The sequence below is a fragment of the Rhodococcus sp. NPDC060176 genome (assembly GCF_042728675.1).
In the GTDB taxonomy this organism is placed as follows: Bacteria; Actinomycetota; Actinomycetes; order Mycobacteriales; family Mycobacteriaceae; genus Rhodococcus_F.
In genome coordinates this window covers 901,226-925,125 of record NZ_JBHWYS010000001.1, presented here as the reverse complement: position 1 = coordinate 925,125, position 23,900 = coordinate 901,226, and the positions used below count along the sequence as shown (strand labels likewise).

The 23,900-nt window shown below is 62.3% G+C and carries 21 protein-coding genes and 1 pseudogene; 12 read left to right on the top strand and 10 right to left on the bottom strand.

All coding sequences use genetic code 11. From position 1 onward, the window contains the following. The 10 genes from ACFWEM_RS04420 to hutG all read left to right on the top strand — a co-directional run bounded on the left by ACFWEM_RS04420 (position 1) and on the right by hutG (position 12,440). Positions 1-1,143: a CaiB/BaiF CoA transferase family protein gene (locus ACFWEM_RS04420; RefSeq protein WP_378531478.1), complete on the top strand. Its 1,143-nt coding sequence runs from the start codon at positions 1-3 to the stop codon at positions 1,141-1,143. Positions 1,144-1,180: 37 nt separating this feature from the next. Next, entirely contained in the window at positions 1,181-1,843 is a 663-nt protein-coding gene (locus ACFWEM_RS04415; protein WP_317552053.1) for an IclR family transcriptional regulator, read from the top strand. Positions 1,844-1,934: 91 nt separating this feature from the next. Beyond that, positions 1,935-2,726: an IclR family transcriptional regulator gene (locus ACFWEM_RS04410; RefSeq protein ID WP_378531476.1), complete on the top strand. Its 792-nt coding sequence runs from the start codon at positions 1,935-1,937 to the stop codon at positions 2,724-2,726. A 110-nt stretch (positions 2,727-2,836) separates the two neighbouring features. After that, the gene (gene hutH / locus ACFWEM_RS04405; protein WP_378531474.1) at positions 2,837-4,405 is read left to right on the top strand and encodes a histidine ammonia-lyase; all 1,569 of its coding nucleotides are present in this window, start codon (positions 2,837-2,839) and stop codon (positions 4,403-4,405) included. After that, positions 4,402-5,475: a histidinol-phosphate transaminase gene (locus ACFWEM_RS04400; RefSeq protein ID WP_378531472.1), complete on the top strand. Its 1,074-nt coding sequence runs from the start codon at positions 4,402-4,404 to the stop codon at positions 5,473-5,475. Before hutH ends, ACFWEM_RS04400 begins: the two co-directional genes overlap by 4 nt. Positions 5,476-5,491: 16 nt before the next feature. Beyond that, positions 5,492-6,856 carry an FAD-binding oxidoreductase gene (locus tag ACFWEM_RS04395; RefSeq protein ID WP_378531470.1) on the top strand — a complete coding sequence of 455 codons (1,365 nt, stop codon included), beginning with the start codon at positions 5,492-5,494 and terminating at the stop codon, positions 6,854-6,856. Positions 6,857-7,058: 202 nt separating this feature from the next. After that, positions 7,059-8,495, top strand: coding sequence for a purine-cytosine permease family protein (locus ACFWEM_RS04390; RefSeq protein ID WP_378446819.1), 1,437 nt, complete (start codon positions 7,059-7,061; stop codon positions 8,493-8,495). 51 nt (positions 8,496-8,546) lie between these two features. Further along, positions 8,547-10,220 carry a urocanate hydratase gene (gene hutU, locus ACFWEM_RS04385; RefSeq protein ID WP_317552059.1) on the top strand — a complete coding sequence of 558 codons (1,674 nt, stop codon included), beginning with the start codon at positions 8,547-8,549 and terminating at the stop codon, positions 10,218-10,220. Positions 10,221-10,257: 37 nt separating this feature from the next. Further along, on the top strand, positions 10,258-11,448 hold the full coding sequence (gene hutI / locus ACFWEM_RS04380) for an imidazolonepropionase (RefSeq protein ID WP_378531468.1): 1,191 nt from the start codon (positions 10,258-10,260) through the stop codon (positions 11,446-11,448). 23 nt (positions 11,449-11,471) lie between these two features. Next, on the top strand, positions 11,472-12,440 hold the full coding sequence (gene hutG, locus ACFWEM_RS04375; protein WP_378531466.1) for a formimidoylglutamase: 969 nt from the start codon (positions 11,472-11,474) through the stop codon (positions 12,438-12,440). Positions 12,441-13,107: 667 nt separating this feature from the next. Here hutG and ACFWEM_RS04370 read toward each other — a convergent pair. The 6 genes from ACFWEM_RS04370 to ACFWEM_RS04345 form a co-directional block, all read right to left on the bottom strand. Further along, positions 13,108-14,016 carry an ABC transporter substrate-binding protein gene (locus ACFWEM_RS04370; protein ID WP_378531464.1) on the bottom strand — a complete coding sequence of 303 codons (909 nt, stop codon included), beginning with the start codon at positions 14,014-14,016 and terminating at the stop codon, positions 13,108-13,110. 11 nt (positions 14,017-14,027) lie between these two features. Beyond that, positions 14,028-14,768, bottom strand: coding sequence for an ABC transporter permease (locus ACFWEM_RS04365; RefSeq protein ID WP_378531462.1), 741 nt, complete (start codon positions 14,766-14,768; stop codon positions 14,028-14,030). Beyond that, entirely contained in the window at positions 14,765-15,415 is a 651-nt protein-coding gene (locus ACFWEM_RS04360; RefSeq protein ID WP_378446824.1) for an ABC transporter permease, read from the bottom strand. Before ACFWEM_RS04360 ends, ACFWEM_RS04365 begins: the two co-directional genes overlap by 4 nt. Continuing rightward, the gene (locus tag ACFWEM_RS04355; RefSeq protein ID WP_378531460.1) at positions 15,412-16,527 is read right to left on the bottom strand and encodes an ABC transporter ATP-binding protein; all 1,116 of its coding nucleotides are present in this window, start codon (positions 16,525-16,527) and stop codon (positions 15,412-15,414) included. The genes ACFWEM_RS04360 and ACFWEM_RS04355 overlap by 4 nt, the downstream gene beginning before the upstream one ends. 99 nt (positions 16,528-16,626) lie before the next feature. Next, complete coding sequence (locus ACFWEM_RS04350; RefSeq protein ID WP_378531458.1) at positions 16,627-18,099, bottom strand: aromatic amino acid ammonia-lyase; 1,473 nt, start codon at positions 18,097-18,099, stop codon at positions 16,627-16,629. A 195-nt stretch (positions 18,100-18,294) separates the two neighbouring features. Next, positions 18,295-18,969 (bottom strand): TetR/AcrR family transcriptional regulator, encoded by a 675-nt coding sequence (locus ACFWEM_RS04345; RefSeq protein WP_378531455.1) that lies wholly within the window; start codon positions 18,967-18,969, stop codon positions 18,295-18,297. A gap of 109 nt (positions 18,970-19,078) precedes the next feature. On the opposite strand from ACFWEM_RS04345, the gene ACFWEM_RS04340 reads away from it, so the two are divergent. Beyond that, on the top strand, positions 19,079-19,453 hold the full coding sequence (locus ACFWEM_RS04340) for a nitroreductase family deazaflavin-dependent oxidoreductase (RefSeq protein WP_378531452.1): 375 nt from the start codon (positions 19,079-19,081) through the stop codon (positions 19,451-19,453). 5 nt (positions 19,454-19,458) lie between these two features. Here the strand turns inward: ACFWEM_RS04340 and ACFWEM_RS04335 are convergent. The 4 genes and pseudogenes from ACFWEM_RS04335 to ACFWEM_RS04320 all read right to left on the bottom strand — a co-directional run bounded on the left by ACFWEM_RS04335 (position 19,459) and on the right by ACFWEM_RS04320 (position 22,931). Next, a pseudogene (locus ACFWEM_RS04335) lies at positions 19,459-20,009 on the bottom strand (TetR/AcrR family transcriptional regulator). A 27-nt stretch (positions 20,010-20,036) separates the two neighbouring features. After that, on the bottom strand, positions 20,037-20,723 hold the full coding sequence (locus ACFWEM_RS04330; protein ID WP_230815256.1) for an ABC transporter ATP-binding protein: 687 nt from the start codon (positions 20,721-20,723) through the stop codon (positions 20,037-20,039). Then, positions 20,720-21,850, bottom strand: coding sequence for an ABC transporter permease (locus tag ACFWEM_RS04325; protein WP_378532730.1), 1,131 nt, complete (start codon positions 21,848-21,850; stop codon positions 20,720-20,722). The genes ACFWEM_RS04330 and ACFWEM_RS04325 overlap by 4 nt, the downstream gene beginning before the upstream one ends. A gap of 130 nt (positions 21,851-21,980) precedes the next feature. Further along, positions 21,981-22,931, bottom strand: coding sequence for a TauD/TfdA dioxygenase family protein (locus tag ACFWEM_RS04320; protein WP_378531447.1), 951 nt, complete (start codon positions 22,929-22,931; stop codon positions 21,981-21,983). A 174-nt stretch (positions 22,932-23,105) separates the two neighbouring features. Between ACFWEM_RS04320 and ACFWEM_RS04315 the strand changes: the two genes are divergently transcribed. Then, positions 23,106-23,873 (top strand): MerR family transcriptional regulator, encoded by a 768-nt coding sequence (locus ACFWEM_RS04315; protein WP_378446830.1) that lies wholly within the window; start codon positions 23,106-23,108, stop codon positions 23,871-23,873. Positions 23,874-23,900: the final 27 nt, after the last annotated feature.

Here is a 23,900-nt window from a genome sequence, read left to right as displayed (position 1 = left end):
ATGACTGCACTTCCCCCACTCGACGGCATCCGGGTCATCGACCTCTCACGTGTCCTCGCCGGGCCTTACTGCACCGCACTGCTTTCCGATGCCGGCGCAGACGTCGTCAAGATCGAATCCGAACACGGTGAAGACTCTCGGCACCTCGGCCCGTTCCGCGACGGCGAGAGCATCTACTTCAACGTGCTCAATCGCGGCAAGCGTTCGGTGGCGCTGAACCTCAAGAACGACGAGGACCGTGAGGCGCTGCTGACGCTCATCGAGACCGCGGACGTCGTCGTCGAAAACTTTCGCCCGGGTGTCACCAAGCGCCTGGGAATCGACTACGAGGCTGCGCGGGCTCGCAATCCGCGGATCGTGTACGCGTCCATCTCCGGTTTCGGACAGGACGGACCGATGTCCGGAGCCGCCGCCTACGATCTTGTAGTCCAAGCTCTTTCGGGAATCATGAGCATCACCGGTTCGGAAGAATCCGGGCCGACCCGGTTGGGTGAGTCGTTCGGAGACCTGGTCGCCGGGCTGTTCGCTGCCTGGGGAATCAGCACCGCCCTGTTGAGCGCACAGGCAACCGGACTCGGGCAGCACCTGGACGTCGCGATGTTCGACAGCATGCTCGCCATGCTGCCGACAGCGCACAGCCAGCTGCAGTCCACCGGGCTCACTCCCCCACGCGTCGGCAACCGACATCCGGTCTCCACACCCTTCGACACCTACAAGGCCGACGACGGACTCTTTGTCCTCGCGGTTGCGAGCCAATCGGGCTTCGAGAAATTGGCGCAGACGATGAATCGCGTCGACTTGATAGCAGATCCTCGTTTTGCCGACGACACCGCCAGGACCGAGAACGAGCCGGCGTTGCGTAAGGAGATCGAAAACTGGGCTGCCGGAAAGACCGTCGCCGACGTGGTCGGCATTCTCGGCGACGCGGGCCTCGCCGGCTCGGAGATCTGGGACGTCCAGCAGGCACTCACCTCCGCGCAGGCCGAGTATCGGGGGGTCGTCGAATCGTTCGAGCACCCGGTAGCAGGAAAGATCTCCTACGTACGACAACCCGTCGTGTTCGGTGAAAGCCGACGCCCTAGGGTTCGCCGCAGCCCCCTGCTGGACGAGCACCACGGTGAGGTGCTGCCGAGCTCGCGATAGATTCAGCGCAGACATCCCTCGGCACTTGGAGTAGGACATGGCCCCCGGCGACGTGACCCGCAGCGCGAATCGCACGTTCGAACTTCTCGGTGCGATCGTCGAGCACGGCGGGTTGACTCTCGGCGACGCCGCCAAGGCGACCGATCTGGCAACCAGTACCGCGCTTCGCCTGATCAGAAGCCTCGAACAAACCGAGTTCGTAGTCCGGGGCGAGGACAACGTCTATCGCGTCGGCCCGCGGCTACTGCAGATCGGGGCTCGCGCCCTCGGTGACAATCAACTGTTGCCGAGAGCCCGGCCCGCGATGAAGGCCATCGCCGAAACCACGAGGGAATCGACCTACCTGTCGACGATGGGACCGAAAGATACTGCGCTGTACCTCGATCAGATCGAGGGCACACACGCGATCCGTCACATGGGTTGGGTTGGCCAGAGCGTTCCCCTGGACGGCACCGCCGTCGGCGCAGCGTTGAGCGGCAAGGTAGGCGAGAGCGGGTACGCCATCGCCCACGACACCATCGAGGATCACTCGACCGGAGTTGCCGCGCCGATCTACAACGCGGTCGGTCAGATAGCCGGAGCGCTCAGCGTGGTCGGCCCCACCTTCCGTCTGACGGACGAGGTCTGCGCCAGCCACGGCCGCGTCTTGGTGGAGCACTGCGCCCGGTTGTCCGCTGAACTAGGCAGCCAGACTCACTAACCGCCCCGAACACTTGGCGATCCAGTCTCGTATCCGAGACAATGTGATTCCCCCGCTCCGCCTTCCGACCTACCTGTAAGGACATACCCCCATGAGCACGAGCCGCGTGAAATCCGCTGAGCGTGTTCTCGACGTGCTCGATCTCCTGGCTCGCCGGGGTGTGCCGCTGGCGACCGCGGAAATCTCCAGCGCCCTCGACCTGCCCAAGAGCACGACGCATCATCTTCTCAACGTCATGCGAGATCGACGGTTCGTCTCGTACTGGGCTGATCAACGCGCCTGGACCCTGGGTGTCTCGGCGTTCGAAGTCGGTGCGTCGTACATGCGCTCCGGCCCACTGCACCGCGAGGGCCAACGATTCATGCTGGCCCTTACTCAGTCGACGGATGAGACGTCCCATCTGGCGGTACTTCAAGGTTCCGATGTCATCTACCTCGACAAACGTGAACCGCTCAAGCCGGGCGTGCGGTTGGTGACCGAAATCGGGACCCGCCTTCCGGCTCACCTCACTGCAGTCGGGCGGGCGATTCTGAGCCGTCTGGATGCAGAACAGATCAGCGCTCTCTACGAGGGATACACCTGGCCGACGCGGACCGGAACGGGACCGTCGACGCTTCCCGAACTGCGAGAACTGCTCGCCGCAGCACGCGGGAGCGGGTATGCGGTCGAAGAGAATGCGACGACATCCGGGATCAATTGCATCGCCAGTCCTGTGATCACGCGGGACGGCCGTCCGGTCGCAGCTCTCGGCGTCACCTTCCTCTCCGGATCCAAATCCGCCGCGGAGAGTGCACTGATCGCCGACCGAGTACGCACGGTCAGCGCCGAGTTCTCCGCCGACCTCGGCGATCGAATGGTGGAGACTCCGCCCGCCGACATGTAGCAAATTTCTCCGTTCCGGCCTTCTCGGGTCTTGTTTTCGTCTCATATTCAAGACTAGAGTCTCGTATACAAGACTTTATTAGACAGCCATCGCATCATCATTGGAGTCCCATGAACGCCACCCCTGCCACCCGGACAGCCACCCGAACCATCGAGGTCGGAATCGGCGCTGTCACCATCGCCGACGTCGTCGATGTCGCGCGCAACGGTCACGGCGTCGCATTGACCGCGGACTCACTGGCCGCGATCGCCGAAAGTCGCGCACGCATCGAGGCCCTGGCTGCAGACCCCACGCCGGTCTACGGAGTTTCCACGGGATTCGGCGCACTTGCCACCCGCCACATCCCAGCGCATCTGCGGACGCAGTTGCAGCGCAGCCTGATCCGCTCACACGCGGCAGGTTCGGGCCCGGAAGTCGAACGCGAAGTGATTCGGGCCTTGATGCTCCTGCGTCTGTCGACGCTCGCCACCGGACGGACCGGAGTGCGCCCCGTGGTCGCGCAGGCCTACGCCGACCTACTCACTGCAGGCATCACCCCGGTGGTCCACGAATACGGCAGCCTCGGATGCTCGGGAGATCTGGCGCCACTGGCGCACGTGGCGATGGCGATCATCGGAGAAGGTTCCGTCCGCACCGCGGACGGTGAACTCACCGATGCGGCAACGGCATTGGCTGCCCATGGCCTCGAACCGGTGGTTCTGGCCGAGAAGGAAGGCCTCGCACTGATCAACGGCACCGACGGGATGCTCGGCCAACTGGCCCTCGCGATCACCGATCTCGATCATCTGCTCAAGTTGGCCGACATCGCGGCCGCGATGAGCGTCGAGGGTCTGCTCGGCACCGATCAGGTATTCGCCGCCGATCTTCAGGCTCTTCGTCCCCACCCCGGGCAGGGTGCGGCGGCCTCGAACATGGTGCGCTTGCTTGCCGACTCCCCGATCGTCGCCAGCCACGCGGGCCCTGACTGCACCCGAGTTCAGGATGCGTATTCACTTCGCTGTGCCCCGCAGGTCGCCGGCGGCGCACGCGACACCGTCGATCACGCCCGCCTCGTCGCCGGACGCGAATTGGCCAGTGCTGTCGACAATCCCGTCGTCACCCTCGACGGAAGGGTTCGTTCGAACGGCAACTTCCACGGAGCTCCCGTGGCTTACGTCTTGGACTTCCTCGCCATCGTGACCGCGGACGTCGCCGGTATCAGCGAACGCCGCACCGACCGATTCCTCGACGTAGCACGCAATCACGGCCTGACCCCCTTCCTCGCCGACGATCCTGGAGTCGACAGCGGACTGATGATCGCGCAGTACACGCAAGCTGCCATCGTGTCCGAACTCAAGCGACTCGCGAGCCCCGCCAGTGTCGATTCGATTCCCTCCTCGGCCATGCAGGAAGATCACGTCTCCATGGGATGGTCGGGTGCACGCAAGCTCCGCCGGTCCATCGACGGTCTCACCCGAGTACTTGCGATCGAGATACTCACTGCAGCAAGAGGAATCGACTTGCGCTCCCCACTCGAGCCCTCCCCCGCCACCGGAGCAGTACTCCGAACCCTGCGCGAGAAGGTGCAGGGTCCGGGTACCGATCGCTTCCTGTCGCCCGAGATCGAGGCGGCAGTGGACTTGGCCGCGTCCGGCGCACTAGTCGCCGCCGCGGAGAACGCGATCGGTGCCCTGGCATGACCGCGCCCAGAGCGCTGAGGCCTCGTCCTCGACCCGAAATCGAAGCACTTCCGCGATACTCCAAAGCAGCCGGCCTCGAGCAGGTTCGGTGGCGGGCGTCGAGCAACGAGTCTACGGTTGCACCCTCGGCCGCAATTCTCGACGCCGTGAATCTCGCGGCGTCACAATCACACTTGTACCCGTCGTTGTTCGGCGACACGCTGATCGCCCGGTTGAGCGATCGCCTGGGCGTCGGCGACGACCAGGTATTGGTCGGCGCCGGGTCGTTGGCACTGCTCCAGCAGGTATTGACTGCGTACACGGGTCCGGGCACCGAGGTCGTCTACCCGTGGCGCAGCTACGAGGCGTACCCGATACTGATCGGAATCGCCGGGGCGAGCGGTGTACCCGTCGCACTCGATTCCGAACATCGGCACGATCTGAGTGCAATGGCGGCAGCCGTGACCTCGCAGACCCGCGCGGTACTCGTCTGCAACCCCAATAATCCGACCGGTAGCGAGTTCTCGACCGCCGAGTTCGTTGCGTTCGCCCGCGCAATCCCGAGCGATGTCCTCATCCTCCTGGACGAGGCCTACCGGGAGTTCGCGACCAGCGACGTCGACGGCGTCGACCTGCTTCGAACCTTTCCCAACATCGTCGTCTTCCGAACCTTCTCCAAGGCTTACGGATTGGCCGGACTCCGTGCCGGCTATGCCGTCACCAAATCGGCGATCGCAGCCGATCTTCGCAGCGCTGCACCGCCCTTCGGACTCAGCGCAGTTGCCGAGGCCGCGGCCTGCGCGGCCTTGACCGATCCGGCGCACACCGATTCGATAGTCGAAACGGTGACTGCGGGTCGCGCTCACCTACGTGAGCAATTGACTCTGCGCGGCGTCGAGACCGTCCCGAGCGGCGCCAACTTCGTGTGGATCCCCCTCGGCGAGAGAGCGTCTGCACTCGAAGCGGCCTGCGTCGCGCAAGGTGTCTCGGTCCGGATGTTCCCCGGCGAGGGAGTGCGGGTCACCGTCGGCGAGCGGGCAGCAGAAGACGCCGTGATCGCCGCTGTGGACACACTCGCACACACCCTTTGACCGACTGGAGAAAAGAATGTCCGTCCACGAACTCGCTCGGTCGATCGGTTCGAGTCGCCTGATCACCGACCCGTCGGTAATGGACTCGTACCGTCGCGACGAGGCCCATCTCGCCGAACCCGGCCAGCCGGCGGCCGTCATGCTCGCCGAAACTGCGGCCGACATCTCCGAGGCTCTGAAATGGGCTACTGCTCAACGGGTCCCGGTGGTAACCCGCGGCGCGGGAACCGGTTTGGCGGGCGGTTCGACAGCCGTCGAGGGCTGTCTGGTCATCTCGACCACTCGCATGCGCTCGATTCTCGAGATCAATCCGGACGATCAGCTCGCGGTCGTGGAAGCCGGGGTGATCAACGCCGACATCAGTCGAGCGGTAGACGAGTACGGGCTGATGTACGCCCCCGATCCGAGCAGTTTCGAGATCTCCACGATCGGTGGAAACATCGCCACCAACGCCGGCGGACTTCGATGTGTGAAGTACGGCGTCACCCGCGATTCTGTCTTGGGTCTCGAGGTGGTGTTAGCCGACGGTCGGATCGTACGGACGGGCCGAAGGACTGTCAAAGGTGTTGCGGGATACGACTTGACCAGTCTTCTCGTCGGCTCGGAAGGAACTCTCGGAGTCGTCACGAGCGCCACCCTCAAGTTGCAGCCCAAGCCCAAGAGAGCACCGGTCACCGTCGTCGGCAGTTTCGATTCTCTCCGCTCCGCAGCGGACGCCGTTGCCGCTGTCGTTCGTGACGGGATCGGGCCGAGTCTGCTGGAGCTGATCGATCGCGCGACTCTGCGCGCAGTCGACGACTGGAAACGAATCGGATTGGAAGACAACACTGCCGCGATGCTGATCGCACAGGCCGACGGGGTCGACGCCGACGCAGCAGCGGCAGCGATGGAGAACCACTTCGAGCAGGCCGGCGCAGATTTTGTCGCCGTCTCCCAGGACGCAGCGGAAGCCGCGCAGCTACTCGAGATCCGCCGGCTCGCCTACCCCGCGTCCGAACGACTCGGGCAATGCCTCGTGGAAGACGTCGGGGTTCCGCGGTCGAAACTGCCCGACATGCTCGAAAGTATCGACCGGGCGGCGGCCGAGCACTCGGTGAAGATCATGACGGTCGCGCACGCCGGTGACGGCAACGTCCATCCGACCTTCGTCTTCGACCGCACTGCCGACGGCTCGGTCCCCGACGCCGTGTGGACCGCCGCGGACGAGGTCTTCCGGCGCGCTCTCGAACTCGGCGGAACCCTGACGGGCGAGCACGGCGTCGGCGTTCTGAAGCGCCGGTGGCTCTCTCTCGAGATCGGCGAGGACAGCATGCAACTGCACCGATCGATCAAGGCCGCGTTCGATCCGCTCGGAATCCTCAACCCGGGTAAGGGTTTCTGATTCCCGAGTGGTGTTACACAGCATTTACGTGAAAACGGGCCGCGGGTATTGACGCCTGTATATACAGGCATATACATTTATCCGCAGTGACAGTGACCCAGCGCACAGAGCGCCGAGCAACAGGCACAAAGCACGAAGAAGGTGGGCAATACCCCGACGTCGATTCCGTCGCTCGACGGGCTCGCAGCAGAAAGACAGGCCTATGACCCACGATGGACCGGCCGAGGTCATCCTCACTCCGGAACGACGCACTATCGACGTCGTCCCGGATGCAGAACGACACGGCACCCCGCGCAGCCAGTTCACTCTCTGGTTCGGCGCCAACATGCAGATCACTGCAATAGTCGACGGTGCCCTCGCCGTCGTATTCGGCGCCGACGCCATCTGGGCGATCGTCGGACTTCTGATCGGCAATATCTTCGGTGGCGCTGTCATGGCGCTGCACTCGGCACAGGGTCCACGCATGGGCCTCCCCCAGATGATCTCGAGTCGCGCACAGTTCGGTGTCAAGGGAGCCGTCGTCCCGCTCGTTCTCGTCATTTTGATGTACCTCGGCTTCGCTGCCACGGGCACCGTGTTGGCCGGACAAGCCGTCAACAAGATCCTGCACATCGACAGCCCCACCGTCGGCATCGTCGTCTTCGGTCTCCTCACCGCATTCGTCGCGGTCACCGGCTACAAGCTCATCCACATCGTCGGCAAGGTCGCGACCGTCGTCGGCATCGTCGGATTCTCCTACCTGGCCGTTCGACTGTTCCTCGAGTACGACGTCGCCTCGTACGTCGGCATCAAGGGCTTCGACATCGTCACCTTCCTGCTCGCGATCTCGTTGGGTGCCGGTTGGCAGCTCACCTTCGGCCCGTACGTCGCCGATTACTCGCGTTACCTGCCGCGCAGCACCTCCGAGAGCACTACCTTCTGGTCGACGTTCCTCGGCAGCGTCATCGGATCGCAGTGGTCCATGACCTTCGGCGTCCTCGTCGCGGCCTGCGCCGGCGATGCGTTCCTGGGTAACCAGGTCGGCTTCATGGGAGACCTGGCAGGGCCGGCCGCCATCGCCTTCCTGATCTACTTCGTCATCCTGGTCGGCAAGCTGACGGTGAACGTGCTCAACGCCTACGGCGGATTCATGTCGATTCTGACCACCGTCACAGCCTTCAACGGACAGTCACGAATCTCGAGCACCGCGCGCACCCTCTACATCCTCGGTTTCACCGCGATCTCGGTACTGATCGCGATCGCCGCCAGCGCCGACTTCCTGGACAACTTCAAGAACTTCGTCCTGGTGCTGCTCATGGTGTTCACGCCGTGGAGTGCGATCAACCTGATCGACTACTACCTGATCTCCAAGGAGCGCATCGACATTCCGGCGCTGTACGACGTCAACGGTCGATACGGCGCATGGAACTTCACCGCGCTGGCCTGCTACGCCGCCGGCGTTCTCGCCCAGATCCCGTTCCTCGCACAGAAGCTGTACACCGGCCCCGTCACGGACATGCTCGGCGGCGCCGACATCTCCTGGATCGTCGGAATCGTATTCACCGGCCTGATCTACTACCCACTCGCCAAGCGCACGAGCAATCCGCCTGCGTCGATGATCTACCCCGATCACACCGCGATGACCGACTCTCGCGTCTGATCCCCCACCACTTTTCGAACAGCTCGAACTTCAGCAAGCTAGGAGAACACAATGGAAATCAGCACCCCCGGCCACGAGCCGCGCCCCGTCCGTGCTCCCCGCGGCCCCGAGCTCACGACGCTCGGTTGGCAGCAAGAGGGCGCCCTGCGCATGCTCATGAACAACCTCGACCCCGATGTTGCCGAGCACCCGGACAGCCTCGTCGTCTACGGCGGAACCGGTCGCGCAGCACGTAGTTGGGCTGCCTTCGACGCCATGGTCGCCACGCTGAAGACGCTGAAGAACGACGAGACCATGCTGGTGCAGTCCGGCAAGCCGGTCGGTGTTTTCCGCACCAACGAGTGGGCACCGCGAGTGCTGATCGCCAACTCCAACCTGGTCGGCGACTGGGCGAACTGGGAAGAGTTCCGCCGTCTCGAAGACCTCGGCCTGACCATGTACGGCCAGATGACCGCAGGCTCTTGGATTTACATCGGCACCCAGGGAATCCTGCAGGGTACGTACGAGACCTTCGGCGCCATCGCGAAGAAGCGCTACAACGGATCGCTCGCCGGAACGATCACCCTCACTGCGGGTCTCGGCGGCATGGGCGGCGCTCAGCCTCTCGCCGTCACGATGAACGACGGCGTCGCGATCTGCGTCGACTGCGACATCACCCGCATCGACCGTCGTATCGCCCACAAGTATCTCGACACCAAGGCCGACAGCATCGAGCACGCGCTCGAATTGGCGACCGCGGCACGCGATGCGAAGAAGCCACTCTCCATCGGCCTCGAAGGCAATGCGGCAGAGATCTTCCCGGCGCTGCTGGAGATGAAGGCCCCCATCGACATCGTGACCGACCAGACCTCGGCGCACGATCCCCTCGCCTACCTGCCGATCGGCATCGACTTCTCCGACATGAAGACCATGTCGGAGAAGGATCCGCAGAAGTTCACCGAAGATTCCCGCAACGCGATGGCCGCACACGTCAAGGCCATGGTCGGATTCATGGATGCGGGCGCCGAGGTGTTCGACTACGGCAACTCCATCCGCGACGAGGCTCGCAAGGCCGGCTACGACCGCGCTTTCGACTTCCCCGGATTCGTTCCCGCCTACATCCGCCCGCTCTTCGAAGAAGGCCTCGGCCCCTTCCGCTGGGCAGCACTCTCCGGTGATCCCAAGGACATCGAGGCCACCGACAAGGCCATCCTCGAACTCTTCCCCGAGAACGAGCACCTGCGCCGCTGGATCACCATGGCAGGCGAAAAGGTTGCCTTCGAGGGCCTTCCGGCTCGCATCTGCTGGCTCGGATACGGTGAGCGTCACCTCGCCGGTCTCAAGTTCAACGAGATGGTCGCCTCGGGCGAGCTGTCCGCACCGATCGCCATCGGCCGTGATCACCTCGACTCCGGATCGGTCGCCTCGCCGTACCGCGAAACCGAATCGATGATCGACGGGTCCGACGCGATCGCCGACTGGCCGCTGCTCAACGCCCTGGTCAACACCGCATCCGGCGCTTCATGGGTTTCACTTCACCAGGGTGGCGGCGTCGGTATGGGACGCTCCATCCATGCAGGACAGGTGTGCATCGCCGACGGCACCGAACTCGCAGCCAAGAAGCTCGAAGCAGTTCTCACCAACGACCCCGGTATGGGCGTCATCCGGCATGCCGATGCAGGATACGACCACGCCATCGACACCGCAGCCACCCGCGGCGTCCGTATCCCGATGACCGAGAACTGAACCAGCTCCACCACCTCACCCTGAGTTAGGAATTACATTGACCACGAATGGTTCTCGAACCACAGTTCTGACCAACATCGGAACCCTCGTCACCAATGACCCGACTCTGGGTGAGGGCAAGCTCGGTGTACGACACGACGCGGCAATCGTCTTCGACGACGGCGTTGTTGCTTGGGTCGGCGATTCCGCCGACGCCCCGGCTGCCGATATCGGTCAGGATATCGGCGGCCGGGCACTCCTGCCCGGCTTCGTGGAGAGCCACTCGCACTTGGTGTTCGGTGGCGAGAGGGCCGAGGAATTCGCAGCTCGGATGGCGGGCGAAAAGTACGCTGCCGGTGGCATCCGCAACACCATCGAAGCGACACGCTCGGCCACCGACGAACAATTACAGGCCAATGTTCGACGCCTACTCGACGAATCCCTGCGCTCGGGCAGCACAACCGTCGAATGCAAGACCGGGTACGGGCAGAACACCGAGAGCGAACTACGCAGCGCGATGATCGCCGGGCAGTTCACCGACGAGGTCACACTGCTGGCGGCCCACGTTCCACCACCCGAATATGCCGGCCGCGCCGATGATTACGTTGCCATGGCGTGCGACGAGATGATCCCTGCCTGTGCGCCACACGCGAAATGGATCGACGTCTTCTGCGAGCGCGGTGCGTTCAATCGCGAACAGGCACACGCAGTTCTGAGCGCAGGCGTCGCCGCCGGACTGGTCCCCCGCGTCCACGGAAACCAACTCGGCGAAGGACCAGGAGTCCAGCTCGCCGTCGAAATGGGTGCCGCATCCGTCGATCACGTCACGTACGTCACCGCCGAGGACATCGACGCCCTGGCTCAGAGCTCCACCGTCGCAACACTGTTGCCAGGTGCCGACTTCTCCACCCGCAACAAGTACCCCGACGCCCGCGCACTGCTGGACGCCGGAGTCACCGTAGCTCTCGGCGCCGACTGCAACCCCGGCACCTGCTACACCACCAGCCTCCCGTTCTGCATCGCAATTGCGGTGCGAGACATGCACATGACGCCCGCTGAAGCAGTCTGGGCCGCCACTGCAGGCGGCGCCCGGGCGTTGCAGCGCTCCGACGTCGGAACCCTTTCTCTCGGAACACGTGCCGACGCCATCGCGCTCGATGCACCGTCGTACCTCCACCTCGCCTACCGCCCGGGCGTGCCACTGGTGCGCGAGGTCTGGAGAAACGGCGCACTCGCCACCAGCTACTGAAATACACTCACCGGGAGGCCGTCGTGGCACATCAGATCGCAGTCGACATCGAACCCACGCCGTGGACAGGGCGCTCCGACGGCACCACCGCCGAGCATTTGCGTTGGCACCATGCCGTGCAACCGTATTCGGTAGACCAGACGCCCGGCGACTGCGTCCTGATCGGTTTCTCCAGCGACGAAGGCGTCCGGCGCAACAAGGGACGGCGCGGTGCTGCTGACGGCCCGGACGCTTTGCGAGCGGGGTTGGCCTCCATGGCGCTGGCCGAACCGCTGCAGATTCAGGACGCCGGAACCGTTGCCGTGTCGGGTGAAGAACTCGAGGCCGGTCAAGCCGCACTCGGGAACGCCGTCAGCGCTGCGCTTGATTCGGGACACTTCCCCGTCGTTCTCGGGGGAGGACACGAAATCGCCTACGGCACGTATCTCGGCGTCGCGGGCTCCGAGTTGCGGATCGCCGGAGCCAAACTCGGAATTCTCAATCTGGACGCGCACTTCGACCTGCGGGGCGACCCGATACCCAGCTCCGGCACACCCTTTCGTCAGATCGCCGAGGACGAAGCCGCGGCAGGCACCTCGCATCAGTACAGCGTGATCGGAATCAGCCAGCCGAGCAACACCACTGCCCTGTTCGACACGGCTCACCGCCTTGGCGTTCGCTATCTGCTCGACGAAGAATGCGGAGCGATCGGCCGAGCCGTCGTGGATCAGTTCCTCGCAGACTTCCTCGACGACGTCGATCTGGTCTACCTGACCATCGACCTCGACGTCCTGCCTGCAGCTGTGGCGCCGGGCGTCAGCGCACCTGCGGCCTACGGAGTCAGCCTCGAAACCATCCAATACGTCTGTGACCGAGTCACGTCCAGTGGCAAGCTCGCGGTTCTCGATGTCGCCGAACTGAACCCGAGCCTCGACGTCGACAATCGCACTGCCCGAACGGCTGCTCGCCTGATCCACCGGATAGTCACGAAGCACGTGCCGGTTCAGCGCTGAACTTGCCGGTTCAGCGCTGAACTCGGCGGGCCCCAGCAGATCTACGGGACCGCCTGAAAACTGGTTCCACGAGTTCTGTCCGAGCACTTCAAACTGAGCCCTTCGACCTCGCTGGCGGTTGCAGTCAAGACACTGCACAGCCAACCGTCGAACTCCGCTGACCAGGTGTTTTCGCCATGGCTGAGCGACGTGACATTCAGGTACCTTTGGGCGACATCCATTGCCCCCTCACAAGTGATACCGCCTTCCAGATTGTCGATGGAGGCGATGACGCCTGTCTGGGGGTACGTGATCGTTCCGCACCCCTCGGATGTGGACGCCGTCGGCAATTGTGAAGGGGACCACGGTGCAACTCGAGAATTGAGCAACCGTTCCGGCTTGACTTCCCAAGGACGACAAAGCTTCTGCTTGTTTCATACCGAGCGTGAGCGGACCGAAATGAGCGAAAACACCAGACACACGCCGGCTACTACAACCCTGGTTGCAGTGGCTGCGTCGTTCCGAACTCGTCCAACGGGTGTGCGCGGTCGGCTTCTCGGCATGTGGAAATCCTTGGTCTGAACGGGTCCCCGTGAGGCCGAGGCACGCCTGACTTCGCGACGTTACCCCGGCCCGCGTCCTATCGATATCGTCGGTTCGACCGACAAGAACAGCACCGGGCCTTCGATCATGGCACCAGGGAGTTCTTCTGCAACCAGTCCTGAGCGATGTCACTCATGTCGTCGAGATCAGCGACGCGCTGGTTCATCTCGATGAGGTCCTCGGTAGTCAGCGCCGCCGAAACGCCCGCGAGCACTGAGCGGACGTCATCGCGAGCCTTCAATTCGTTGATGATCGGCGTGATGTTCTCGGCGAGAAAGAGGTGCTTCGTGTCCTCGAGCGCGACCAAGTTCTCCGAGCGCATCGCAGGATCGGTGCTGAAGACATCGGCTACCTGTATCTGCCCGCTCAGAAGCGCGTTGAGCGTCAGGGGCCCACCTGCATCGAGGGCCAGGAACTCCCGGAAAGTCAGGCCGTATTTGGTCTTCAGCCCCGCAACGCCGTTCTCACGCGTCTTCCATTCCGGGGGTCCGCCGAGCGTCAACTCGTCGGCATACTGCACCAAATCCTCGATGGTCTCCAGCGAATATTTTTCCGCTGTCTCCTGTTTGACGGCAAGTACGTCCTTGTCCTCTGCGGGTGATGGCTCGAGAGCCACCAGGCCCTTGGGCAGTTTCGCATCGATTTCAGCGGACACTTCATCTGACGCCGTCGCCGTTGTCTTACTGTCCAGATATTGCAACAAGGCGCCGGAATACTCGGGAATCAGATCGATGGAACCGTCGCGCAATGCCGGTACGTAGAGTTCTCGACTACCGATGTTCAACTTCTCGGTAACGTCGATACCGTTGGCACGAAGCGCTTCGGCGTAAATGGTCGCAATCAGTTGACTCTCGGGAAAGTCGGCGGATCCGATCACTATGGCGCCCTCGGCACTACCACCACCATCGGTAGCCAAGGGGTCCTTGCCGATTCCGCAACTGGACAACGCAACAGCTGTCACACCGACCAACGCGGCGATCAATACCTTTTTCATCTCGAATGTCCTCAGATCGGTGCGGGCGCAGGCACAGCAGTGCGCGGTAATGGGGCGGCGGTCTTCTCTGTCTTCTTCTTCCGATCGCGCCTGGTGATACCGGGCGAAACGACCCGCGCGGTCAGTGCGCCGATTCCGAGATCGAAGACCAGGGCGATCAGCGATACCAGCACGGCTCCAGCCGCCATCTGGCCGTAGTCGCTCTGGGCCTTTCCGTCGATCAGCAACCGGCCGAGTCCACCCAACGAAATGTACGCGGCGACAGTCGCCGTGGAGACGATCTGAAGAACAGCACTTCTGATGCCGGACAACATGAGTGGCAGGGCGCACGGAATTTCGACCTCGGTCAAGATCCGCATCGACCGAAATCCCATTCCCCGCGCGGCGTCGACCGCAGCCTGATCGACCGCTCGGACGCCGGCATACGTATTGGTGAGGATGGGAGGGATCGCGAGAAGTACCAGGACGATGAGACTGGGAATCAGGTACGCGAGTTTGTTCGGAAAAGAGGGCGCGATGATGAGAACCAGCAGGATCAGCAGACCGATGGTCGGCAGCGCTCGCAGCGAGTTCGCCAGTCCAGCAACCACAACGGATCCCCGTCCGGTGTGTCCGATGTAGAGACCGAGCGGGATCGCGATGACCGCAGCCACCGCCAGCGCAGCGAATGTATACATCAGATGTTGCACGAGAAGGGTGGGGATGCCGTCCGGCCCGGTCCAGTGGGATCCGTCGAGAAGGTAGTTGATCATGATGTAGTCACTTTCGGGGTCCACGGTGTCAGCAACCGATTCGCCAACATGATGAGGAGATCAAGGATCAACGCCAGCACCAGGCACAGAGCGATACCCGCGATGATGGGAGTGTAGAAGCGCAACTGAAATCCCTGAGTGAACAACGAACCAATCTGCGGGATCCCCAGAAGTGCGCCGAGTGAGACAAGACTTACGTTCGAGACGACTGCTACGCGCAAACCCGCGCAGATCACCGGAACTCCAACCGGCAACTGCACTTTCAACAGCGTCTGGTATGGCCGGTAGCCCATCGCCGTTGCCGCCAGAACCGTTTCCGGCGGAACCGAATCGAGCGCATCGGCCACTACCCGTACGAGCAGGGCAACGGTGTACACAGTGAGCGCCACGATGATGTTCATCGGATCGAGAATCTTGGTACCGAGAATCGGAGGCAGGAGGACGAACAGCGCGAGCGAGGGGATCGTGTAGAGCAATCCGGCCGTGCCCACCACGTAGGGATGCAATCGGCGACTGCGATAGGCGACCCAGCCGATCGGCAACGCGACCACCAAGCCGATCACCAAGGGAATCAACGACAGAAGAATGTGCCAACCCACCAGGTCCATGATCCGATCGGACTGGCGTCCGAGCCATTCGAAGTTCATCGGAGTGCTCTCCCTGCGTCGGCCAGGTCGGCGGCCTCGATGGCTTCCACCGCAGCGTGGGCGGTGACGGTTCCCACCAGGTGTCCGGCATCATCGACGACAACGCCACGCTTACTCGGCGCTGACAGCGCCGCATCCAACAGAGCTCGCATCGTGCCTTTGGAATCAGCAAGTGTTCCACTGAGATTCAAGTCGTCCGGGCGAATACGATCCATAAGTGCGTCCGGCTTCACCCACCCGAGCGGCTTGTTCGCGGGGTCCACTACCAAGAGCCACGTATCGCCTGTGAGTGCGCGGGCCGCCGCAGCGGAATCGCCCAGATGTGCGACGGGTTCTGAAACTGTCGGCAGCTCGCCGTCCAAAGTCGTGAATCCCAACGATCGGTACCCACGGTCACGCCCGACAAAATCGGCAACAAATTCGTCGGCGGGTTGAGTGAGCAACTCGAGGGGCGTCGCCGCCTGCGCAAGAATGCCTCCGGTACGCAGAACCACCACTTGATCCCCGAGTTTCAGTGCTTCGTCGATGTCGTGGGTGACGATGATGATCGTTTTTCCGATTTCCTTTTGCAGGCGGAGAAACTCGTCTTGCAGTTGGCCACGGACGACCGGATCCACGGCGCTGAACGGTTCGTCCATCAGCATGAATGACGGATCCGCGGCCAACGCTCGCGCGACACCGACTCGCTGTTGTTGTCCACCGGAGAGCTGCCACGGATAGCGGTCGGCAAAGTTAGTTGTCAGACCAACCGTTTCGAGCAGTTCCATAGCGCGAGTTCGTGATTCCTTCTTGCTCGCCCCGAGCAAGCGGGGCATCGTCGCAATGTTGTCGACGATGGTGCGATGGGGAAAGAGACCGGCGTGCTGGATCACGTACCCGATGCGTCGACGCAGAAGTGCCGGATCCATTCCCGCCGTGGACTCACCGTCGAGCGAAATCGCGCCTGACGTAGGTTCGATCAACCTGTTGATCATGCGAAGTGAGGTTGTCTTGCCGCAGCCGGAAGGACCCACCAACGCGGTGATCTTTCCCGTCGGGCACTCCAGATCGAGAGCATCGACGGCAATCGTTCCGTCTGGATACGCCTTGGTGACTTTGTCGAATTTGATCATCTACGAACTACTTTCGTGTCGACCTGAGTCCGGACGCACCCAGGAGAATTGGTCGAGTTCTGTTCGAGCACACACCTACTTGTGATTCAGTCCACCTGCTTACGGGCCGATCGGCTGAGAAAGAAAGTTCACACCGGCACTCAGATCGGCACTGAGCGAACGATCTTCGGTCCTCGCATCCAGCACCATGCGCGCACGCGCAAGGTACGCGCCGAGCTCGGTCGCCGGATCCAACTCACGTTGCTGTTGCGAAAGTGCGCGAACGGCGGAGATCAGTTCGCACGCCAGCACCAATCGAGATTGGCCGAGGATGTCCGCCAATTGAGTTGCAGCTTGGGATGCGAAACTTGCATGGTCCTCGGTACCGCGCGAAATTACCGTGTGGCCCAACGACCCCGGAGCTGCCGACGAGCGGATCTCGGCGATGGCAGCAGAAGTCGTGTATTCGAGAAGCATGGTGCCGCTGCTGCCGTCCGGACCGTCCGCGAGGAACGCACGAAGGCCGGTGACTGCAGGATCGGAGAGGTTGGCGAGCCGACATTGCGAGAGCAGGGCAGCACTGGCGATCGCCAACTTCGCCTCGTCGACTGCAAGCGCGATCGGCATCGCATGGAAATTCCCATTGTGGAACACCATGTCGTCTTCGACCGACACCAGCGGATTCTCCGAAGACGAATTCATCTCGATACTCAGCGTGTTCTGCAGTCGATGCACCGCTTGCCAGGTGGCACCCAAGATTTGAGGTAGGGCGCGAAACCCGAACGAGTCCTGAACCCTCACTGGTGCGATGTCGTGTGGTGCCAGCAGATCGCGAACCCTCTCTGCGACTTCCGCTTGACCGAAGTGCATTCTTGCCGATTGCACCTGTGCAGCAAACGGTTCGACAGAACTTCGCGACGCGAGCACGGAAAGGACGCTGACAACCAAGCAGTGCTGAAGCCACCCCGCAACTTCGATGCTGGTGTCGCCGGCGATCGCCACCGTCATCGCGTTGGTGGAGATGAAGGGAAGTGCATCACCGTGGTGTGGAGTCCAACTGACCCCTGTGCGTCCGTCACGAAGCGGGCTCTCGCCGATCAGCCCCAAGGCAATTTCGGAGAACGCACTCAGGTCACCCGTTCCGATCGCGCCGCGTGCGTGCACTGTCGGCAGGTTCTGTGAAGCAACAGCAGCAACCAGACCGTCGATGATGTCGGGATGCATACCGGAGCCGCCGTTGAGGATCTGGTTGGTGCGGATGACGATCGCGGCGCGCACCAACCGGTCAGGGAGCCTGGGGCCCGATCCCGTTGCGTGACTTCTCAGAAGCCTCAGATCCTGCTGCACACCGTCGGAGACGGATGTTTCGCGATTCCCGCCTACCCCGGTAGTGCGCCCGTACACCGCCTGACGGGAGGAAACCCGAACCGCGGTCTCCCATGACCGCCGAGTCAGGTCGAGCGCCGCATCGGCAGGTCGAATCAACGCCGGCTCTCGAGCAACTTCGTTCACTCGGTGAACCGAGAGCCCCCTCCCGTCGAGCAGGACACTGTTGTCTTCCGTCTGGTCTTCCGCAGGAAGACGTTCAGTCATCAGAACTCCATCGATCGAAGGACTCGGCCACCGCGGGCGTGCATCACATCATCTACGCAATGTGCCTTGGGTCACTTTTGATGAATGTATAGTCCTGTATATACAGCCACCTGTCAATAGGGACACTGCAGCTCATCCGCGTGCACACACCTTGCGTCACCCCAGTAAGAGTGAGCAACTGGACACGAATCGTCGCTATTCGAGGGCCGGTGTCGCCGATGCCCGACGCGCCTCCAGCGCATCGAGGATGAGATCGAGACCGTAGGCGAACTCACTCGTGTGATCGTAAGCCGGACTCAGACCGTGATCGACGATCATCTCGTGAAGGAAGGGCAACTCTTCAGCCGGAAGGCGCTCGAGGATGTCACTCGCAACTTCTTCGACGCCGCCGGGCCCGCTGATCGGTAGATTCGCCTCCTGGAGAACATATCCGCCGATGTAACTGTCGATCAGCGAGACCCCGTGAGCGGCCATCGGCACCGTGAACCCGGCCTTCCGGAGAACTCCGAGCACAGCGTCGAGGTGACGCAGCGTCGCCGGGCCAGGGTTGCGCCGCGAATCCAGCAGACCGAGAGCCCAACGGTGCTGCGACAGGACTCTGCGAGCGGAAGACGCGCGTCCACGAATTGCATCTCGCCAATCCGCACACTCGCTGTCGGGTAGGTCGATCGCCTCGAACACTGCGTCGACGACGCCGTCCAGAATCGCGTCCTTGTTCGGCACGTGGTGATAGAGCGACATCGCCTCGATGCCCAATTCCTGGGCCACCCGTCGCATCGTGATGGCCTCGACGCCACCCGCGTCGGCAACGCGGATCGCACCCTCGAGCACGCGAGCTCTGTTCAGCGGCTGCCGCTGCTGTCGTGACACACAGACCCCCTCCGAGGAACGAATACGTTGACAACCTTACAGGTGTAAGTCATCCTTACAGCTGTAAGCCTGCCTTACACCCGTAAGGCTCTCGCGAAGGGAGATCACAATGCCGATGCCGAGATGGTGGGGACACGTCAACAAGCGAGTGTTCAATCCTCGTGCAATCTCGAGCGGGAAGTGGCCGGTGCTGACGCACGTCGGGCGCACGTCCGGTGCAACGTATCGGACGCCTCTCGACGCCTATCCGGTCGACGGTGGCTACGTCTTCATTCTGGTGTACGGATCAGGCTCGGACTGGGTGCAGAACGTCTTGAAAGCGGGAAGCGCTCGACTGTCGGTCGACGAGACGGAGGTGAGCCTTGGCGCCCCGCGTCTCGTCGCGAAAGACGAAGCATTTCAGGCACTTTCCTCAGACGTATCCCAACCCCCGAGACTGCTCCGCATCACCGAGTATCTTCGGATGGATCTCATTGCTGCCTGAGCCCGTCACGCGAGGACCTCACGCACTGCGGACCTGACTTCCTCCATGCTGCAACCGGATTCGATCAGTTCAGTACCCGTATGCACCAGCGAGTTGATCAGCTTGGCGGTGAGCTTCGGGTCCGAGACACCACGGAGACGGAGGGCCTCGACCAGAGGAAGCACAGACTGTCGTGCATTTCCATGATCCGCGAATCTCGAAATGTTTGCGGGGTCAGCGTCGCCAACGCTCCGACTATCGCGTGCTCCCCGTCGGCAACCAATTGGAGGTTTGCTTCGACGTACGCCCATACCGGATCGTCGGCGCCTGCCATCGCCTCGACGATTTTGTCGTTCCAGCGCGGGAACATGTCTTCGACGACGGCGCTGAGGAGATCTTCCCGGGACCGGAAGTAGTGGTAGGCACTCGACCTGGCGAGCCCGGCCTTCGCCGCCACCTCACCGAGCCCCGGCGGGCGGTCCGGGGTCTCGGACAGAAGAGCGTGTGCAGCGTCGAGGAGGGCTCGGCGCTGAGCAGCACGATGCTCGACCACAGTGGGCGCATCGATCCTCGGCACCGAATCTCCTCCAGTCCCCTTGTGGGCTTACTCGCTCTGACGCAATCGGCCGTCAACCATTTCGAGGATGCGGTCGCAGTGCCCGAGCACGTCGTGATCGTGGGTCACCATGATCGTAGCGACGCCGGCCTCGTGGGTTTCGCGCGAGAGCAGTTCGACCACCTCATGGCTGCGCTTGCGGTCGAGAGCAGCCGTCGGCTCGTCGACGAGCAGTAGCGAGGGATTGCTCATCAAAGCCCGAGCGATACCGACGCGCTGGCGTTCACCGCCGGAGAGTTGACCAGGTCGACGATCTGCACGGTGACTCATACCGACCGAGTCGAGCAATTCCTCGGGATCGCGACCCGGCCTCCCCGTGAGCTTGGGAATGAGCCGAAGCTGATCGCGCGCCGTCAGTGCTGGAATCAGATTGCCGGATTGAAAGACGAAGCCGACCTTGTCTCGTCGAAGTTTGGCCAGGGCACGGGCAGGCATCGCCGACACGTCGACGCCGTCGATGACAATCGTTCCACTCGACGGCCGACCGAGTCCGCCGGCCACAGCGAGCAAGCTCGACTTTCCAGCGCCTGACGGTCCGACGATCGCGACAAGTTCGCCGCCCGAGACCTCGAGGTTCACGTTGTCGAGGGCGAGCACGGTGGAGTCACCGTCACCGAATCGAAGACTGACAGCGGTCAATACCAATCCGGTTGTGGTCTTTTCGACTGTGGTCATCGGTTTTCTCCCAAAGCGGTGAGCGGGTTGACACGGGTAACGCGGACGATGGCAACGGCTGCGCCGACCAGCCCGAGTACCGCCAAGAGCACTGCGCCGTTGACGACAGGGCCGGACTCGAGGGCGAACGGCATCCCCCCGCCTTCGAGTCCCGAACCGAGCCCCAAGCCCAGCAACACACCGATGCCGATGGAACCAAGCAGCACTACCAGTGCCTGCGCCATGCCGTCACGAAGCAGGAAGCCGGTGGAGGCTCCCATTGCGCGCAACACTGCGAGTTCACGACCACGCTGAACCGTCCAGATACTGAAGAATGCACCGACCACCAGCGCCGAGATCGCGTACAGAAACGCCTTGATCATCGACATTGTCATCATTTCCGCGGAGAAGCCTGGTGAGGAGTCGAAAGATTCCTCGAGCGTCTTTGCGGACGTTCCCGCCGCCGCATCGCCCGACACGAGGTCCGGCAACGCGCCACCAATACCCCGAATCGCAACAACACTTGCTTCGGAATAGGCACTGGCATTGGCGGTTTCGCCGATCTTGGCACCGGCGTGAACCTCCTGCCAAGTACGCAGTGGCAGGTAGGCGACGTCGACGTGACCGAAAGTGCGCTTGTCTTCGGTGAATCCGACAACTGTCAGCTCCGTACCGAGTCGATCGAGTATCACGGTGTCACCGATCGCAACACCGTCATCGCGGAAGGTAGAGCTGACGATGATGTCCGTGTCGGCTTGCAGTCCCCTCCCGTCGGCGGAGACCGGCTCGAGGAAGGAGCCAGGTTCGATGCCGAAGAGCGTGAGGTCGACAGGAGTGCCACTGCGAGTTTTTGCATTGACGATCATGTTGCCGAAGAGCTCGGCGTCTTGGACATCAGGTTGCGTGCGCCATGCTTGCGCCTGCTCCTCGGTGACGACCGAGCGTGAGAACGCCGAGTCGGCTTTGGTGTCCGGCGCGAAGGCAAACGCCTGAATCGGCGTCCGCTGCAAAGCGGAGACACCGTCATTGACCAGGCCGGACGAGAGTCCGGACAGGATCACCATCAGGATCGAGATGAGGGCAACCACGGCACCCATCAAGAGGAAACGGTTTCGCGCAAACCACAGTTCACGCAGGGCGAGGAACATTCGGGAAGCTCCAAAGTCGTCGGTCCGAGTCACGCCGACTTTTATCGACGCCTTGTCGAAATCATATCGACAAGGCGTCGAAAAACTATGTGAGCTGCATTACTACTACCCGTAGTAGAGGTTGGGCTCGTCAGTCCGCAACACCCATCGGTCGATCTCCGACTATCGAGATTCGGTCCATCACGCGTCGCGCCGGGAAATAGTCACTGGCGGCATAGTGCTGACACGTCCGATTGTCCCAGAAGGCAACGGTATTCGGCTCCCACTTGAGACGGACCTGAAACTCCGGACGGTTGACGTGTCGATACAACATCGTGAGGAGTTCGTTCGACTCTTCTTCTGACACACCGAGGATCCGTTGCGTGAAGGTCATGTTGACGAACAACACCCGCCTGCCGCTTTCGGGAATGACCCGAACCACCGGATGTTGCACAGCGGGGAACTTCGGACGCAACATCTCGACCGCATCCGCCGGCATCGACCTACCGAAAGAATTGATCCAATCATGTTCTGCAACAAGCGGGTCGATACGCTTCTTGATGTCTTCCGGAAGTAGGTCGTAGGCGGCTGCGGTATCCGCCCACAACGTGTCACCACCTACCTCTGGCACCTCGACTGCACGAAGCACCGCTGCGAACGACGGAAACTCGTGCCACGTGACGTCGTTGTGCCAGTTGTTCTCGACTCCGCCGACCATTGCATCCTTGGCAAGTGTCGTGACATCGACGTCCGTCTGCCCGGGTTGCGTGTACTTGAAGAACGGATGCTGCTCGAGATCGCCCCAACGCTCGGCAAAAGCTCGATGATCCGCTCGGCCGAGGTCCTGATCCCGAAAGAAGAGGACTTTCCATTCGAGGAGGGCTCGGCGGAGTTCCGCAATCACGGAATCCGACAGGTCCCCACGGAGTCGAATACCGGAGATTTCCGCTCCGATCGTCGGAGTGACCGCCTTGACCACAAAGTGTTCGTACGGCGCCGGGGTAACCGACTCGGGATTCCGGCGAGCAACGAGTGGACCGTAGGCCGCAAGCGGATCGGTGGGAATCGGAAAGATCGTTGCCGCAGGAAAAAGGGTAGCCATCAGGGCACTTCCTCGAAATCGACGATGTCGTAACGGACAGAATCCAGGTTAAGGTCACGTCCTTAACGTGTCAACGGTCACGTTCTTCATTCGAACCTTGACCCTGACGCCGCGTCAGGGTTGGAGAATGGTTTCCAGAGACGGAATCCGCTTCGATCACGGGAGGGCAGAACGATGATGACCATCGGCGAGCTGGCCAATTTGGCCGGCACCACAGTCAGATCCGTGCGCTACTACCACTCGAACGGGCTTCTCGAGGAACCACAACGCCAACCCAACGGCTACCGCATGTACCGGGCGGTGGACCTGGCACGACTGAGCCGGATCCGTCGTCTGCGCGATCTGGGGATCCCCGTCGCCAAGATCGCCGAACTCCTGGACGGCGATGCTCACGACACTCGGTCCGCGCTGGACGCCCTCGACAAGGAATTGGCAACCAAGGCCGAACAGATCGCTGTTCAACGTGCCCACATCGAGTCACTACGCCGCAACGCCGATCCCGAACTACCCGATGCATTTTCCGAAGTGCTCGCACAGTACGTCGTGGCCGGTGCGCCGACAGCATGGATCGACAACGAGCGCGAACTTCTGATCCTCGCGCTCACGGTCTCCGGGGGCGATCCCGAGGTCTGCGATTCACTCCTGAGCGCACATCACCGAGCGTTGGCCGAGCCGAACCGCGAGCAGGCAATCGAATTGATCACTCGCATGGACGCCCTCGCCGACGCCCCGGCGGACGCGGACACGATTGCGGCCCTTGCCATTCAGTTCTGCGACTTCACCGAGAGCGTGCTACCTGAACAGGCTGCACCGGAGAGTGCTTCACCCACTCGTCTGGTAGCGGTACTGCGCGAACACCAAGCGGATCGACGAACCGCCACCCAGGAAAGATTCGCGAAGGCAGTGGCGGCCGAGTTCGCCGCCCGCCAATCTCGACCCTGAACCCCCTCATAAGCCCCCACATTCGAA